At 67.8% G+C, this 15,686-nt stretch carries 14 protein-coding genes; 4 read left to right on the top strand and 10 right to left on the bottom strand.

Annotated elements, in window-relative coordinates:
* Positions 1–112 precede the first annotated feature (112 nt).
* Positions 113–991 carry a 30S ribosomal protein S2 gene (gene rpsB, locus ABDV68_RS12835; protein WP_343520395.1) on the bottom strand — a complete coding sequence of 293 codons (879 nt, stop codon included), beginning with the start codon at positions 989–991 and terminating at the stop codon, positions 113–115.
* Between the two features lie 288 nt (positions 992–1,279).
* Here rpsB and ABDV68_RS12830 point away from each other — a divergent pair, with 288 nt between their 5' ends.
* Complete coding sequence (locus ABDV68_RS12830) at positions 1,280–1,501, top strand: hypothetical protein (protein ID WP_343520394.1); 222 nt, start codon at positions 1,280–1,282, stop codon at positions 1,499–1,501.
* Here the strand turns inward: ABDV68_RS12830 and ABDV68_RS12825 are convergent.
* Together ABDV68_RS12825 and ABDV68_RS12820 are read right to left on the bottom strand one after the other, a co-directional pair.
* Positions 1,440–2,246 (bottom strand): phosphatidylcholine/phosphatidylserine synthase, encoded by an 807-nt coding sequence (locus ABDV68_RS12825; protein WP_343520393.1) that lies wholly within the window; start codon positions 2,244–2,246, stop codon positions 1,440–1,442. The two genes, ABDV68_RS12830 and ABDV68_RS12825, sit on opposite strands and share 62 nt — an antisense overlap.
* 10 nt (positions 2,247–2,256) lie before the next feature.
* Positions 2,257–2,988 carry a phosphatidylserine decarboxylase gene (locus tag ABDV68_RS12820; protein ID WP_343520392.1) on the bottom strand — a complete coding sequence of 244 codons (732 nt, stop codon included), beginning with the start codon at positions 2,986–2,988 and terminating at the stop codon, positions 2,257–2,259.
* 223 nt (positions 2,989–3,211) lie between these two features.
* On the opposite strand from ABDV68_RS12820, the gene ABDV68_RS12815 reads away from it, so the two are divergent.
* Together ABDV68_RS12815 and ABDV68_RS12810 are read left to right on the top strand one after the other, a co-directional pair.
* Positions 3,212–4,435 (top strand): NADP-dependent isocitrate dehydrogenase, encoded by a 1,224-nt coding sequence (locus ABDV68_RS12815; protein ID WP_343520391.1) that lies wholly within the window; start codon positions 3,212–3,214, stop codon positions 4,433–4,435.
* Positions 4,436–4,559: 124 nt separating this feature from the next.
* Complete coding sequence (locus ABDV68_RS12810; RefSeq protein WP_343520390.1) at positions 4,560–6,335, top strand: cation:proton antiporter; 1,776 nt, start codon at positions 4,560–4,562, stop codon at positions 6,333–6,335.
* Here the strand turns inward: ABDV68_RS12810 and ABDV68_RS12805 are convergent.
* Genes ABDV68_RS12805 through ABDV68_RS12785 form a run of 5 tightly spaced genes read right to left on the bottom strand, consistent with a single transcriptional unit; the run spans position 6,332 to position 13,154 of the window.
* Positions 6,332–8,146: a DUF885 family protein gene (locus tag ABDV68_RS12805; protein ID WP_343520397.1), complete on the bottom strand. Its 1,815-nt coding sequence runs from the start codon at positions 8,144–8,146 to the stop codon at positions 6,332–6,334. The genes ABDV68_RS12810 and ABDV68_RS12805 overlap by 4 nt on opposite strands.
* A gap of 27 nt (positions 8,147–8,173) precedes the next feature.
* Positions 8,174–8,551: a hypothetical protein gene (locus ABDV68_RS12800; protein WP_343520389.1), complete on the bottom strand. Its 378-nt coding sequence runs from the start codon at positions 8,549–8,551 to the stop codon at positions 8,174–8,176.
* Positions 8,526–11,186, bottom strand: a complete 2,661-nt coding sequence (gene alaS / locus ABDV68_RS12795; protein WP_343520388.1) for an alanine--tRNA ligase — start codon at positions 11,184–11,186, stop codon at positions 8,526–8,528. Before alaS ends, ABDV68_RS12800 begins: the two co-directional genes overlap by 26 nt.
* Positions 11,187–11,235: 49 nt before the next feature.
* Positions 11,236–11,892, bottom strand: a complete 657-nt coding sequence (locus tag ABDV68_RS12790) for a site-2 protease family protein (protein WP_343520387.1) — start codon at positions 11,890–11,892, stop codon at positions 11,236–11,238.
* 5 nt (positions 11,893–11,897) lie between these two features.
* On the bottom strand, positions 11,898–13,154 hold the full coding sequence (locus ABDV68_RS12785; protein WP_343520385.1) for a Xaa-Pro peptidase family protein: 1,257 nt from the start codon (positions 13,152–13,154) through the stop codon (positions 11,898–11,900).
* A gap of 72 nt (positions 13,155–13,226) precedes the next feature.
* Between ABDV68_RS12785 and ABDV68_RS12780 the strand changes: the two genes are divergently transcribed.
* Complete coding sequence (locus ABDV68_RS12780; RefSeq protein WP_343520384.1) at positions 13,227–14,594, top strand: dicarboxylate/amino acid:cation symporter; 1,368 nt, start codon at positions 13,227–13,229, stop codon at positions 14,592–14,594.
* Here ABDV68_RS12780 and ABDV68_RS12775 read toward each other — a convergent pair.
* Positions 14,585–15,226: a glutathione S-transferase gene (locus tag ABDV68_RS12775; RefSeq protein WP_343520383.1), complete on the bottom strand. Its 642-nt coding sequence runs from the start codon at positions 15,224–15,226 to the stop codon at positions 14,585–14,587. The two genes, ABDV68_RS12780 and ABDV68_RS12775, sit on opposite strands and share 10 nt — an antisense overlap.
* Before the next feature lie 77 nt (positions 15,227–15,303).
* Positions 15,304–15,686: FKBP-type peptidyl-prolyl cis-trans isomerase (locus ABDV68_RS12770; RefSeq protein WP_343520382.1), on the bottom strand; the 383-nt coding region annotated here is incomplete at its 5' end.

Genomic DNA, 15,686 nt, shown 5'->3' with positions numbered 1-15,686 from the left:
GTGATCTCGGCCATGTCTAATTCCTCAGGTTAAGCTGTTTGCTTCAAATATGGTGCGGGCGGGGCATTGCGAAAACCGCCCTGCCCCGCCCGAATGACGCTTCGATGACGGCTCAGGCGTCGATCTGGCGCTCGCCCTCGGCGGCCGTCTCCGGCTCGGTCGAGGCGGCCGGGACTTCCGGCTCGGCATCGGCGACAGGAGCCGGCTCGGCAGCGGCTTCCGGCTCCGCAGCCGCTGGCTCGGCCAGCGCGGCCTCGACCGGCGGCTCTTCCGCCGCGCCGAAGTCGGCGCCGCTCACCACCTGGGCGTGCTGGTTGCCGCGGGTCGCCGCGATGGCGATGGCTTCGCAGTACAGGCGGATCGCGCGCGACGCATCGTCATTCGCGGGAACCGGGAAGGCGATGCCGTCGGGCGAGACGTTCGAATCGAGGATCGCGACGACGGGGATGCCCAGCGTGTTGGCTTCCTTGATCGCCAGCTCTTCCTTGTTGGCGTCGATCACGAACATGATGTCGGGAATGCCGCCCAGATCGCGGATGCCGCCGAGCGACAGTTCGAGCTTGTCCTTCTCGCGGGTCAGGTTCAGCACTTCCTTCTTGGTCAGGCCGTGCGTGTCGCCCGAAAGCTGCTCCTCGAGCGTCTTGAGGCGCTTGATCGACTGGCTGATCGTCTTCCAGTTGGTGAGCATGCCGCCCAGCCAGCGGTGGTTGACGAAGTGCTGGTTCGACTTGCGCGCCGCCTCGGCGATCGCTTCCTGCGCCTGGCGCTTGGTGCCGACGAACAGCACCTTGCCGCCGGCGGCGACGGTCGACGAGACGAACTCCAGCGCGCGCGCGAACAGCGGCACGGTCTGCGAGAGGTCGATGATGTGGACGCCGTTGCGCTCGCCGAAGATGTAGGGCTTCATCTTCGGGTTCCAGCGATGGGTCTGGTGACCGAAGTGCGCGCCCGATTCGAGCAGCTGCTGCATGGTGACGACGGGTGCCGCCATAGGGATAACTCCTTCCGGTTGATCCTCTGGGAAGCGAGTGACCGAAGGCCGCACGGCCCGCAGCACCGGGTTATGATGCTTCCCATGTGGGGTTGAGGCCGCGCGCTTAGCGAAAGCCGGGGGGAAAGGCAAGCCGCACGCTCGATCCGCTTTTGTTCCAAATCATATTGACAGCGGAACATCGGTGGAACATAACGGGTTCAGCAAGCGGACATGGAACATGCGCCGCGCTCAAGCGTCCGGAACCTGCAAGGATTCCAACGACTTGATGGAATCCAGGAGGCAAACATGGTCGCGCTGCTCGTTGCCCTGCTATTCACCATCGCCATCGCGGTCTCGATCTGGGCGATGTTCATCACGATCCAGCCGCGCCTCGCCTATATGCGCACGCTCCTCGTCGGCGACGCCGTTCCCGCCCTCGCCCCGGCGGTCGCATCGCGTGTGCGGGTCAGCTCGCGTCCGATGGCGGTGTCGACGATAGGGGGGCGGCCGCGTCGCGCGGCGGCTTGAGGCTGCTCGGCCCGCGCCGATACGCCCGCACACTAAAAGGCAGCGTCGCCAGATAGCCGACGGACACCACGGTCAGCGTCTGCCACGGGGCCGAGACCAGCGCGGCGAGCAGGATCGCCAGCACCACTAGCGCCTCGAACCGCACGTTGCGCCGCAACCGCAGCGACTTCCACGAATAGGTGGCGAGGCTCGACACCATCAGCAGCCCGACAAACGCCACCCACGGAGTGACGATCCACGGCGAACGCGCCAGCTCCGCGCCGCTCCACAGCCAGACATAGAGCGGCAGCATCGCCAGCGCCGCGCCTGCGGGCGCCGGAATACCGGTGAGATAACCCGCGAGCTTGCGCGGCTGCTCGGTATCGATCTGCGAGTTGAACCGCGCCAGCCGCAGCGCGCAGAACACCGCGAACAGCAGCGCGATGATCCAGCCCAGCCGCGGCACCGCCATCAGCGACCACAGATACAGGATCAGCGCCGGCGCGACCCCGAACGAGATCGCGTCGGACAGGCTGTCGAGCTCCGCGCCGAACTTGCTTTCGCCGCGGATCATCCGCGCGATCTGCCCGTCGATCCCGTCGAGCGCGGCGGCGAGCATGATCATCAGGACGGCGCGCTCCCAGTCCTCGGCGATCGCGAAGCGCACCCCGGTCAGGCCCGAGCACAGCGCCAGCGCAGTGATCGCGTTGGGAAGCACGGCGCGCAGCGGAATGCCGCGCCGCTGGGGCCGCGGCCTCAGGGCCATCGGCAGGTCCTCACTGCGCGATACCCTCCGCGACAATGCCGCCGCGACGGCCGACCACGGTCTCGCCCGCGATGCAGCGCTGGCCGAGCGCGACCTGCGCCGCATAATCGTCGGGCAGGAACACGTCGACGCGGCTGCCGAAGCGGATCAGGCCGATGCGCTGTCCCGCCGCGACCATGTCCCCGGTCTTGACGAAGGTCACGATGCGCCGCGCGACCAGGCCGGCGATCTGGGTGAAGCCGACGCGCAGCCCGTCGCGGGTCTCGACGACGAAATGCTGGCGCTCATTCTCCTCGCTCGCCTTGTCGAGGTCGGCGTTGAGGAACTTGCCCGCGATGTACACGACCTGGCGGATCGTCCCCGCCACCGGGGTGCGGTTGATGTGCACGTCGAACACGCTCATGAAGATCGAAACGCGCACCCGCGTGTCTTCGTTCAACCCGTCGGGTCCGGAGATCTCGCGCGGCACCGGCACGCGTTCGATCATCGTGACCAGGCCGTCGGCGGGCGAGACGATCAGGCCCTCGCCTTGCGGCGTCACGCGCACCGGATCGCGGAAGAAGGCGGCGACCCAGATCGTCACACCGACCAGCAGGAATCCGAGCTCGTCCCAAATTGCGAACAGGAACAGCGCGGTGACCGCAGCGGAAATCAGGACGTATTTACGCCCCTCGGGATGGACGGCGGGAAAGCGCCACTTGACCGTGTTGGTGACGACGGGCGGCTTGTCGAGTGAAGGCATTGGGCGGCTTTAGCCGGGTTCGGCTCCGCCTGACAATCGCTCGTCCCAACTTCCCTGTGCATGCCGTTGCCTGCAATGTCGGATCGAGGTTGCTTGGCTGCCGGGCGAGCAGCCGCGCCCGAGCCTGAAGCGTCAAGGTCCGCGCCCGCGACACCAGCTTGATCCTCAGGGCCCTTCCTCCTAGACGCACCGCCAAACCCTCCCATCAGACAGGAAAGCGAGCATGGCGAAGATCAAGGTGAAAAACCCGGTCGTCGAGATCGACGGCGACGAAATGACGCGGATCATCTGGGAATGGATCCGCGAGCGTCTGATCAAGCCGTATCTCGACATCGACCTCAAATATTACGATCTCGGCGTCGAGAAGCGCGACGAGACCAACGATCAGATCACGATCGACGCCGCCAACGCGATCAAGGAGTTCGGCGTCGGCGTGAAGTGCGCCACGATCACCCCGGACGAAGCGCGCGTGGAGGAGTTCAACCTCAAGGAAATGTGGAAGTCGCCCAACGGCACGATCCGCAACATCCTTGGCGGTGTCGTCTTCCGCGAGCCGATCGTGATCTCCAACGTCCCGCGCCTGATCCCGGGCTGGACCAAGCCGATCGTCGTCGGTCGTCACGCGTTCGGCGACCAGTATCGCGCGACCGACATCAAGGTCCCCGGACCCGGCAAGCTGCGCCTCGTCTTCGAGGGCGCCGATGGTCAGGTGATCGACCGCGAGGTGTTCAACTTCCCGGGCTCGGGCGTCGCGATGGCGATGTACAATCTCGACGATTCGATCCGCGATTTCGCCCGCGCCTCGTTCAACTACGGTTTGAACCTGAAGTGGCCGGTGTATCTCTCGACCAAGAACACCATCCTCAAGGCCTATGACGGCCGCTTCAAGGACCTGTTCCAGGAAGTGTTCGAGACCGAGGGCTTCGCCGAGAAGTTCAAGGAAGCCGGCATCGTCTACGAGCACCGCCTGATCGACGACATGGTCGCCTCCGCGCTCAAGTGGAGCGGCGAGTTCGTCTGGGCCTGCAAGAACTATGACGGCGACGTCCAGTCGGACCAGGTCGCGCAGGGCTTCGGCTCGCTGGGCCTGATGACCTCGGTCCTGCTCTCGCCCGACGGCAAGACGGTCGAGGCCGAGGCGGCGCACGGCACCGTCACCCGCCACTATCGCCAGCACCAGCAGGGCAAGGCGACCTCGACCAACCCGATCGCCTCGATCTTCGCCTGGACCGGCGGCCTCAAGTTCCGCGGCAAGTTCGACGACACGCCCGAGGTGGTACGCTTCGCCGAGACGCTCGAGAAGGTCTGCATCGCGACCGTCGAGAGCGGCAAGATGACCAAGGACCTGGCGCTGCTGATCGGCCCGGATCAGCCGTGGATGACCACCGAACAGTTCTTCGAAGCGATCCGCGCGAACCTCGAAGTCGAAATGGGCAAATGGCAGTAAGCTGCTGAGATTCTGGCCCGGGTGTCGCGATCGGCACCCGGGCCCTTCTCTTTTTGCTGCATCGGCGAAAAATCGGCTGGTCGAGCCGATGACAAAGCCTTCCGCCGCCGGTTAGAGTGCCGGCATGGCGCTCGATCTCACAAATAGCGGCTTCAGCGACGCGCTGGTCATTCTCGGCGCGGCCGGCCTGGTCATCCCGGCGTTCGCGCGCTTCCGGATCAGCCCGGTGATCGGCTTCATCCTGGTCGGCGCGCTGGTCGGTCCCGGCGGGCTCGGCCAGCTCGTGCCGCAAATGCCGTGGCTCTATTATGTCACGATCACCGATCCGCATTCGATCGAGCCGTTCGCCGAATTCGGCGTCGTCCTCCTCCTGTTCTCGATCGGGCTCGAGCTGTCGTTCCGGCGACTATGGGCGATGCGTACGCTGGTATTCGGCGTCGGCGCCGCCGAGCTGCTCGGCGCCGGCCTGCTGATCGCCGCGGGCCTCTACGCCCTCGGCCAATACTGGACCGGCGCGCTCGGCCTCGGCCTCGCCCTGGCTCTCTCCTCCACGGCGCTGGTGCTCCCGATCGCCGGCACCACCAGCGCGGTCGGCCGCTCGGCCTTCGCGATGCTGCTGTTCGAGGATCTCGCGCTCGTCCCGATCATCTTCCTGCTCGGCGCGCTCGCGCCCGCGGCGGGCGATGCCGGGTTCCGCGACCTCGCCGTCGTGCTCGGCCGCGGCGCGATCGTCGTCGCGATCCTCTATGTCGGCGGCCGCCTCTATCTGCCGCGGCTGTTCGCCCAGGCGGCGCGCACCAAGTCGCCCGAGCTGTTCCTCGCCGCCAGCCTGCTCGTCGTGATCGTCGCCAGCATGGCGACCACCGCGGTCGGGCTCTCGCCGATCGTCGGCGCGCTGCTCGCGGGCCTGCTGATCGCCGAGACCGAATATCACAGCGAGGTCGAGGTTATCACTGCGCCGTTCAAGGGCCTCGCGCTCGGCGTGTTCCTGATCACCGTCGGCATGCGGCTCGACCTGCGCATGGTGATGCAGGACTGGCCGCTGCTGCTCGCCGCGATCCTCGGGGTCATGGCGGTCAAGGTCGCGGTGACGATCCTGCTGCTCAAGCTCTCCGGCGCGCGTACCGGTACCGCGGCCGAGGCCGGCGTGCTGATGGCGAGCCCGTCGGAGACCACGCTGATCGTGCTCGGCGTCGCCGCCACCGCCGGCCTGATCCAGCCCTCGACCGCCGCTTTCTGGACCACGGTCACCGCGATCGGCCTCACCATCACGCCGCTGCTCGCCAAGGCCGGCCGCTATGCCTCGCGCAAGCTCGAGGAGCGCGACCTGGACCAGGAAGCCGTGACCAATCCGGAGATCGTCCCCGGCGGCACCGTGATCATCGGCTTCGGCCGGGTCGGCCGCACCGTCGCCGACATGCTCAGGGCGCACGGCAAGCCCTATATCGCGGTCGATGCCGATATCGACGGCGTCGCCGAGGCGCGGCGCGAGGGCTATACGGTGATGTTCGGCGATGTCTCGCGCAGCGAGCTGGTCGACCGACTCAACCTCGGCCATGCCGATGCGCTGATCCTGACGATGGACGATCCGGTGCTCACCGTGCGCCTCACTCGCCGCGTGCGCAGCTGGGTGCCGGGCATCCCGATCATCGCCCGCGCCCGCGACACCTCGCACGCCGCCGAGCTCTACAAGGCGGGCGCGACCGACGCGGTGCCCGAGACGCTCGAGAGCTCGCTGCAATTGTCCGAGGCGGTGCTGGTCGATCTCGGCGTCGCGGTCGGCCCGGTGATCGCCTCGATCCATGAGAAGCGCGACGAGATGCGCAAGATGATCAAGGAAACCGCCGGTTTGGAGCGTGAGCCGCGCCTGAGGCGAGCGCGCAAGGAAGCGGGGGCCTAGGCCATCCGCTCTTTCACCACCCGCTCGAGCACGTCGAGCGGCATCGCGCCCTTGCGCAGCACCTCGTGGAACTGGCGCGGATCCCATTTCGCCCCGGCCTTCGCCTTGGCCTCGTCGCGCAGCCGCACCCACATGGTGTGGCCGATCTTGTAGCTGCAGGCCTGGCCCGGCCAAACCGTGTAGCGGTCGATCTCGCCCTGGCTGCGGCCACGCGCGATGCCGGTGGTGGCGATGAAATAGTCGGTGGCCTTCTCCCGGCTCCAGCGCTTGGCGTGCATGCCCGAATCGACCACCAGCCGCGTCGCGCGGAACAGCAGCGACTGGAGATATCCCACCTGCCCCAGCGGATCGCCTTCGAACATGCCCATCTCGTCGGCGAGCTGCTCGGTATAGAGCGCCCAGCCCTCGCTATAGGCGCTGAACCCGCCGCGCCGTCGGATCAGCGGGATATCGGGCGATTCGAGCGCGAGCATCACCTGCAGATGATGCCCCGGCACCGCCTCGTGATGAGTCAGCGTCGCCAGCCCGAACTTGGGCCGGTCGAACGTGTCGCGCAGATTGATGTAGTAAATGCCCGGCCGCGAGCCATCGAGCGTGGCAGCCTGATAGTATCCGCCCGGCGCGCCTGCCTGGATCGCCGGCGGGACGCGGCGGACCTCGACCGGCGCCTTCGGCAGCGTCGCGAACTGCTCGGACAGCCGTGGCTGCATCGCCTGGATCTGCTTGTTGAGCTCGGCGAGCAGCGCCTCGCGCCCCGGATCGGTATTGAGAAAGAGCTGGTCGGGCCGCTCGTTCAGCGCCACCAGCCGCGCGCCCACCGTTCCCTCGCCCATCCCCTGGGCCTTGAGGATCGTGTCGATCCGCGCGCTGATCTCGGCGACCTGCTCCAGCCCGAGCTTGTGGATCTCGTCGCCGGTCAGCCGCGTCGTGGTCGCCGCTTCCGCGGCCGCGGCGTAGTAGGCCTCGCCGTCCGGCAGCCGCCACACGCCCGCGTCATGCGCCGCCTTGCCGCGCAGCTCGGTCACCAGCGCGCGCTGTCGGTCGAGCGCCGGGAAGACCTTCTCCGCCACGATCTTCGCCGCGGCGGCCGTGCGTTCGGGCGGCAGGCTCGCCGCCTTCAGCTTCCCTGCAAGGCCGGTGACGAGCCCGGTCTCCGCCGCGGGCTTGTCGCGTAGCGCGGCATACTGCTTGAGCGCGGTATCGAGGATATAGTCGGGCGCGAACACACCCTTGGCCGCATCGCTACGCTGGCGCTCGGTTTCCTGATCGATCACCGTCGCGAAGGCGCCCAGGCGCGCCAGATAGGCATCGGCGTCCGCTGCATCCTTCACCCTGTGCTGGGTATCGAGGAAATCGGGCACGTCCTGATAGGCGCCCGACAGCTGGCTCAGCCGATAGGGGATGAAGCGTCCGCCGGTCTCGCCATAGGCGAAGCGCTCGCGCCCGGCGATGCTGCGTTCGAGCTGATAGGACACGACGTCCTGGTCGAGCCGCGCATCCTCGCCCAGCCCTGCCGGATCGATCGCGCGGATCGCGGCCAGCTCGCGCTTGGAGCGCGCCAGGTCGCGCGCGCTGTCCGCCGGGCTGCGTCCCGACAGCTGCGACTTGAGCGCGGCGTTCTTGCTGGTGTCGAGTCCCAGTGCGGTCGCGCCTTCGGGATTCTCTGCCAGCCGGTCGGCAAAGATCGTGTCGAGCAGCGCCCGCAGCTTCGCGTCGCTCGCGCCAGCAGAGCCCGCCTGCGCGGCCCGGGCGGGAACGACGCCAGCCAGCGCCGCGGCGCCGACCGAACTCACGAACGAACGGCGGCGCATCGGCATCGGGCGGGTCACTCCATCAGGTCAATCGTTGAGCGCGGGAACGCGCCGGACGCAGTCTGCCAGCGCCGCGGTGGTTGCGCCATCCTGCGAACGCAGCTGAGCCTCGGCGGCGGTCGCATCGCGTCGAACCTCGGTCTCGACGGCCCGTGCCGCCTTGCCCGCCGCACGGCCCGAATCGGCCGCGGCCATGCTCCAGTAGATCTGGTGGTCGAACAGCTGGGAGGCCTGCGGCGAGGCCTTGCCGAGATTCGCGGCGGCACTGGTCAGCGCCGCGCAGCGCAGCGCTTCGGGATAGGGCGGCAATTTCCCCTGCGCCGAAGCGCCGGGGCTTGCGAACAGGGCCGCAGCGGCAGCGGCGGCCAGCAGAACACGATCAGGCAGCTTCTTTCTCCTCGGCAAGCGCCCCCTTCACGGCATCGATCGCGGCGAGGCCGTTTCCGCCCTCCGGTCCGCCACCCTGCGCCATGTCCGGGCGCCCGCCGCCGCCCTGCCCGCCAAGCGCGGCCACGCCGCGCTTGACGAGTTCGACTGCGTTCAGGCTTCCGGTCAGGTCGTCGGTGACGCCGACCGCAATCGCTGCACGCCCTTCATTTACCGCGACAAAAGCTACCACACCTGAACCGATGCGGCCCTTGGCCTCGTCCACCGCGCCGCGCAGCGCCTTTGGATCGAGTCCCTCGAGGATCTGGCCGATGAAATTGACCCCGCCGACCTGCTCGGGCCCGGCAGGTGCAGCCGCGCCACCACCGCCGCCCAGCGCCAGCGCCTTCTTGGCCTCGGCCAGCTCCTTCTCGAGCCGCCGCCGCTCCTCGACCAGCGAGAGCACGCGCGCCGGCACCTCGTCGGGCGAGGCCTTGAGCGTCGAGGCGACCTCGCGCAATTTCTCGTCGCGATTGAGCAGCCACAGCCGCGCCGCCTCGCCGGTCAGCGCCTCGATCCGGCGTACGCCGCTCGACACGGCGCTTTCCGATACGATCTTGAAGATCGCGATGTCGCCCAGCGCCCGCACGTGCGTGCCGCCGCACAGCTCGACCGAATAGGTGTTCTCGGAGGCGCGCCCCATCGAGAGCACGCGCACCTCGTCGCCGTATTTCTCGCCGAACAGCGCCAGCGCGCCCGCCGCGACCGCGTCGTCCGGAGTCATCAGCCGCGTGCCGACCGCGTCGTTCTCGCGGATATGCCGGTTCACGTCGGCCTCGATGTCCGCAATCTCCGACGCCGTCAGCGCCGAGGGGTGCGAGAAGTCGAAGCGCAGGCGGTCGGGCGCCACCAAGCTGCCCTTCTGCGTGACGTGCGCCCCCAGCCGCTCGCGCAACGCCGCATGCAGGAGGTGCGTGGCCGAATGGTTGGCGCGCAACTGGTCGCGTCGCACGACGTCGATCGCGAGCTTCACCGTGTCACCGACCGCGATCTCGCCCGTCTCGATCGTCGCATGATGCGCATGCAGCCGCCCGAGCGGCTTGGAGGTGTCGTTGACCACCGCCCGCGCGCGATCGCTGGCGATCAGGCCGGCATCGCCCATCTGGCCGCCGCTCTCGCCGTAGAAGGGCGTCTGGTTGGTCAGGATCACGACCTCGTCGCCCTGCCCGGCCTTCTCGACGCGCGCGCCGTCCTTGACGATCGCCACCACCTGGCCTTCGCCGTCGACCGCGGTGTAGCCGGTGAACTCGGTGCCGCCAAGCTCCTCGGCGATGTCGAACCAGACATCGTCGCTGGCCTTGGCGCCCGACCCCTTCCACGCGGCGCGCGCCGCCGCCTTCTGCTGCGCCATCGCCGCGTCGAAGCCTTCGCGATCGACGCTCATGCCCTGCGGGCGCAGCGCGTCCTCGGTCAGGTCGTAGGGGAAACCGAACGTGTCGTAGAGCTTGAACGCGGTCTCGCCGGGCAGCGTGTCGCCCTCGCCCATCCCCGCGGTCGCCTCGTCGAGCAGCTTCAAGCCGTTCGCCAGCGTCTGGCGGAAGCGCGTCTCCTCCTGCAGCAGCGTCGCCTCGATCAGCGGCTGCGCGCGCACCAGCTCGGGATAGGCCCCGCCCATCTCCGCGACCAGCGCGGGCACCATGCGGTGCATCAGCGGGTCCTTGGCGCCCAGGATATGCGCGTGCCGCATCGCGCGGCGCATAATGCGGCGGAGCACATAGCCGCGGCCCTCGTTCGCCGGCAGCACGCCGTCCGCGACCAGGAAGCCCGACGAGCGCAAGTGATCGGCGATCACGCGATGGCTCGCCTGATGCTCGCCGGTGGTCGAGGCACCCGTCAGCGCCCCGCTCTCGGCGATCAGCGCCTTGAAGGTGTCGGTGTCGTAATTGTCGTGCACGCCCTGCAGCACCGCCGCGACGCGCTCCAGCCCCATGCCGGTGTCGATGCTCGGCTTGGGCAGCTCGCTGACGATCTCATCATTCTCCTGCAGATACTGCATGAAGACGAGGTTCCAGATCTCGACGAAGCGGTCGCCATCCTCTTCCGGGCTGCCGGGAGGGCCGCCCCAGATATGGTCGCCATGGTCGTAGAAGATCTCCGAGCACGGCCCGCACGGCCCGTCCGATCCCATCGCCCAGAAATTGTCCTTGGTCGCGATGCGGATGATCCGCTCCTCGGGCAGGCCCGCGATCTTCTTCCACAGGTCGAACGCCTGGTCGTCGGTGTGATAGACGGTCGCGGTCAGCCTGTCGGGCGACAGGCCCCATTCCCTGGTCAGCAGCGTCCACGCATGCGTGATCGCCTGCTCCTTGAAATAGTCGCCGAACGAGAAATTCCCGAGCATCTCGAAGAAGGTGTGGTGGCGCGCGGTATACCCGACATTGTCGAGATCATTGTGCTTGCCGCCCGCGCGGACGCACTTCTGGCTGCTCGCCGCGGTCGAATAGGGCCGCGTCTCGAGGCCGGTGAACACGTTCTTGAACGGCACCATGCCGGCGTTGACGAACATCAGCGTCGGATCGTTGTGCGGCACCAGCGGCGCCGACTGCACGCGCGCATGTCCTTGGCCTTCGAAATAGTCGAGGAAGCTGCGGCGGATATCGTTGGTCGAGGTCATGGCTGCGACTTAGGGGGTGAGCGGGTTCCGCTCAAGCGAAACGGTGGAGTCAGGGTGATTGGCGGCGCCGGCGCAGGTTGCGGAGGATATGATGGCCATCACTGCCTTGGAACGGCAGCAGATTGGCGACTCCCGCCCCGATCGACGTCAACCCGAGCGCGGTCAGGCACGCGCTGAGCCAGTCCAGATTGATCGGACGCTCGGTCGCTGCGGCCTTGAGCGCCGCCTCGAAAGGCAATCTCGCGGACGATCCGTCTGAAGGCATAATCACCGGCGCCAAGTCGGTCGAGGGCTGAACGGCTGAGGCCAGCAAGGCGAGTGCGAGCAGCGTCGCCAGGAACACCGCGGCATCCGCCGCCGGACCCGCGAGCGCAATCCAGATACGCTTGCGGCGCGCATTGATCGTGTCGAGCGTGTAGCTGACATAGCCGCCAACTTCTCCGCCAGGGATCGCCGGCGCCAGCGCGACGCGGCGCGTGGCGGAATCCCACATCAGGGGGAGAACGACGATTCGATGAACTCGGCCCCCTAGCGCCGTTACTGCGGAAGCATGGCCGAGTTCGTGGAACAACACGCTGACGAAGCCGATCAGAAGAACCACGGGCAAACGCACCAAGATACCCAAATCGGTCCGGATACCCGCGACCAAGGCGCCATAGGCTGCGATGCCGAACAGGAACAGCACGCCATGAGCGACGATCCGCATCGCAATCACCCGATGGGGTGATCGAGATCAGCGGGCGGCACGCTGAACCATTTCGGCCCGTTCGCGGTCATATGGAAGCAGTCCTCCAGCCGCACCCCGAACTTGCCCGGCAGATAGATGCCCGGCTCGTTCGAGAAGCACATGCCGGCGGCCAGCCTGGTCGCCTCGCCGTGCACGAGGTTGATCGGCTCGTGCCCATCCATGCCGATGCCGTGGCCGGTGCGGTGCGACAGGCCCGGCAGCTTGTAGCCAGGCCCGTAGCCGAGCGATTCGTAGTGGCGCCGCACCGCGTCATCCACCGACCCCGCCGGCGCGCCGATCTTCGCGGCAGCGAAGGCGATGTCCTGCCCCTTGCGCATTTCGCTCCAAACCTTGCGCTGCTCGGCGGTCGGCTCGCCATGGACGAAGGTGCGCGAGATATCGCTCTCATAGCCATGGACTCTCGCGCCGCAGTCCATCAGCACCACTTCGCCCTTCACCACCTTCTGCGGCTTGCCGGTACCGTGCGGATAGGCGGAGGCTTCGCCGAGTAGGACCAGGTTGAACGCGACCTCGCCGCCCAGCTTGCGCGTCGCGGCGGTCATCAGCGCGGCGATGTCCTGCGGCGTCATCCCCGCCTCGACCCGCGGATGCGTCCAGCGATAGGCGGCCATCGTCACGTCCGCCGCCTTCTGCATCAGCGCGAGCTCGGCGGGCGTCTTGATCATCCGGCACCCGCGCACCACCGAATTGGCCGGGACGATCAACCGCGCGTCGCCGATCGCTTCCGCCAGCCCCGCCACCGCGAAGTGCCGCACCGTCTCCTCGATGCCGATCCGGTGGTTGCCCAGCCCGCGATCGCGCAGCCAGCCCGCGATCACCGCGAACGGGCTCTCGTGCTCCTGCCACACCCGTATCTCCGCCGGCACGCCGAGCGATTCGCGCACCGAGGGCTCCTCGAAGAAGGGCGTGACGATCATCGGCTCGCCCTCGACCGGGATCACCGCCGCGGTCAGCCGCTCGCTCCGCCCCCAGCGCACCCCGGTGAAGTAGAGCAGGCTGGCACCCGGCTCGATCAGCACCGCGCCGATCCCGTTCGCCTTCATCAGTGCCTGCGCCCGTGCGAGCCGCGCGCGGCGCTCCTCCGGCCTGATCGGCGCCACATCGCCGGTGATATTCGAGAGCGCCGACAAGTCGGGCTCGGCACTGCGAAGGACGCCGGCGCGTGCGGCCAGCGGGGCGACGGCGGCTGCGGCGAGCAGGGAGCGGCGGGACAGGATCATGGTGGCAAGCGATAGGGCCCTTGACCCGCGCGCCGCAATCCCCTGTCTAGGCGCCGCAAAGAGGGGAGCCCGATGGCCAAGAAACTGACGACCTTCATCCTGATCGCGCTGGTGCTCGGCGCGGTCCTGGGCCTGGGGCTGCACTATGGCGTCCACAACAGCTACGGCGCCGATTCGGCGGGGGCGGAAGCCCAGCTCAAGACGCTCGCCGGCTATTTCTCGATCGTCACCACGATCTTCCTGCGCCTCATCAAGATGATCATCGCCCCGCTGGTGTTCGCGACCCTCGTCGCAGGCATCGCGCACATGGGCGACACCGCCGCGCTCGGCCGCGTCGGCGGCCGTGCGATCGGCTGGTTCATCTCCGCCAGCCTGGTCTCCCTCACCCTGGGCCTGATCCTCGTCAACCTGTTTCAGCCTGGCGTCGGGCTCAATTTCCCGCTTCCGCCCGCCGACGCCGCGAGCGGGGTCGAGAAGGCCGCGTTCAACCTCAAGGATTTCTTCACCCACGTCTTCCCCGCCTCGGGCATCGAGGCGATGGCGAAGAACGAGATCCTGCAGATCGTGATCTTCTCGCTGTTCATCGGCGTGGCGATCACCGCGGTGGGCGAAAAGGCCAAGCCGCTGGTCAGCGCGGTCGAGGCGCTGGTGCATGTCATGCTCCAGGTCACCAACTACGTCATGCGCTTCGCCCCGGTCGCGGTGTTCGCGGCAGTGGCCGGCACGCTGGCCGAGCGCGGCCCGACGATCATCGGCAACCTCGCCTATTTCATGGGCACCTTCTATCTCGCGATGTTCCTGCTCTGGGCGGTGCTGATCGGCGCCTGCTTCCTGATCGTCGGCCCGCGCACCGGCCTGCTGGTCCGCTACATCCGCGATCCGCTGCTGCTCGCCTTCTCGACCGCCTCGTCCGAAGCCGCATATCCGCGCACGCTCGAGGCGCTCGACCGCTTCGGCGTGCCGCCGCGCATCGCGAGCTTCGTGCTGCCGCTCGGCTACAGCTTCAACCTCGACGGCTCGATGATCTACATGACCTTCGCGACGATCTTCATCGCGCAGGCCTATGGCATCGACCTGACGCTGGGGCAGGAAATCACGATGCTGCTGGTGCTGATGATCACCAGCAAGGGCATCGCCGGGGTGCCGCGCGCCAGCCTGGTGGTGATCGCGGCGACGCTCAGCTTCTTCGACATCCCCGAGGCCGGGCTGCTGCTGATCCTCGGCATCGACCATTTCCTCGACATGGGCCGCTCGGCGACCAACGTCGTCGGCAATGCCGTGGCGAGCGCGGTGGTCGCGAAATGGGAGGGCGGGCGCCTCGATCCGATCGAGCCCGCCGATATCGAGCCGCCGCACGCCCCGACCGGCCACGGCCCCGCGGTCGACGAGCAGAGCTTCAGCGAGTTCGGCAAGGCGCCGCCGGGCGGCACTCAGGCATAGGCATAAGGTCCGCCGGCTTCGAGCGCGGCCTGGTATGCGGGCCGCGCATGGATCTTCGCGAGCCAGGCGATCGTGGCGGAGCGTGAGGCGCCCAGCCCCGCCCGGCTGCGCGCCGCCTCCAGGGGGAAGCTCATCATCACGTCGGCCGCGGTGAAGTCATCGCCCGCGAACCAGTCATGCTCGGCGAGGTGCGCCTCGACATAGTCGAGATGCACGTCGATCATCGGCTGGATCTTCTTCTGCGCGGTCTTGCCGAGCAGCGGCACGCGACCGAGCACCAATTTCACCAGCAGCAGGGGCATCAGCGAGCCCTCGGCATAATGGAGGAAATGGCGGTAGCGCAGCACCGACTCGCGATGCGCGGGCGGGCCGAGCCGGCCATCGGCTTTCTCGACCAGATACTCGATGATCGCCCCCGTTTCGGCGATCGTCCGGCCGAGCCCGCCATCGGCCTCGTCGTCGACGATCACCGGCGCCTTGCCGAGCGGATGCACCGCCCTGAGCTCGGGTGGCGCGAGCATCGTCGCCTGGTTTCGCGCGTAGCGCTCGATCCGGTAGGGCAGCCCCAGCTCCTCGAGCAGCCACAGCACGCGCTGCGAGCGCGAATTCTCCAGATGGTGGACGGTGATCATCGGTCTGGATTCCTCGCTGACATCCGCCGAACCTGCGCCGTCAGCGTGCGGATGGCCAGTGTCGAATCAGGCAGCACCTAGCCGCCAGGCATATCGATCGCGAGCAGCTCCACCGTGAACAGCAAGGTCGCGCCGCCCGGGATCGGGCCCCTGCCCCTGGGTCCATAGGCGAGCTCCTGCGGGATGGCGAACTCGACCTTGTCGCCGACGCCCATCAGCTGGACCCCTTCCTGCCAGCCCTTGATGACGCGATTGAGCGGGAAGGTCGCCGGCTCGCCGCGCCGGACCGAGCTGTCGAACTCCGCGCCATCGCTGAAGGTGCCGGTATAGTGCACCGTCACATTGTCCGTCGGTCCCGGCCGCTTGCCGCTACCGTCGCCGGCAACGCGGCGCCAGCGCAGGCCGCTGGCGGTGACGTTCCACCCGTTGCCGCCATGCCGCTCGGCCAGCGCGAGCATCT

The organism is Sphingomonas sp., assembly GCF_039595165.1.
Classification (GTDB): Bacteria; Pseudomonadota; Alphaproteobacteria; order Sphingomonadales; family Sphingomonadaceae; genus Sphingomonas.
Note: the sequence above shows the minus strand (reverse complement) of the source record. Positions and strands in the feature narration are given on the sequence as shown.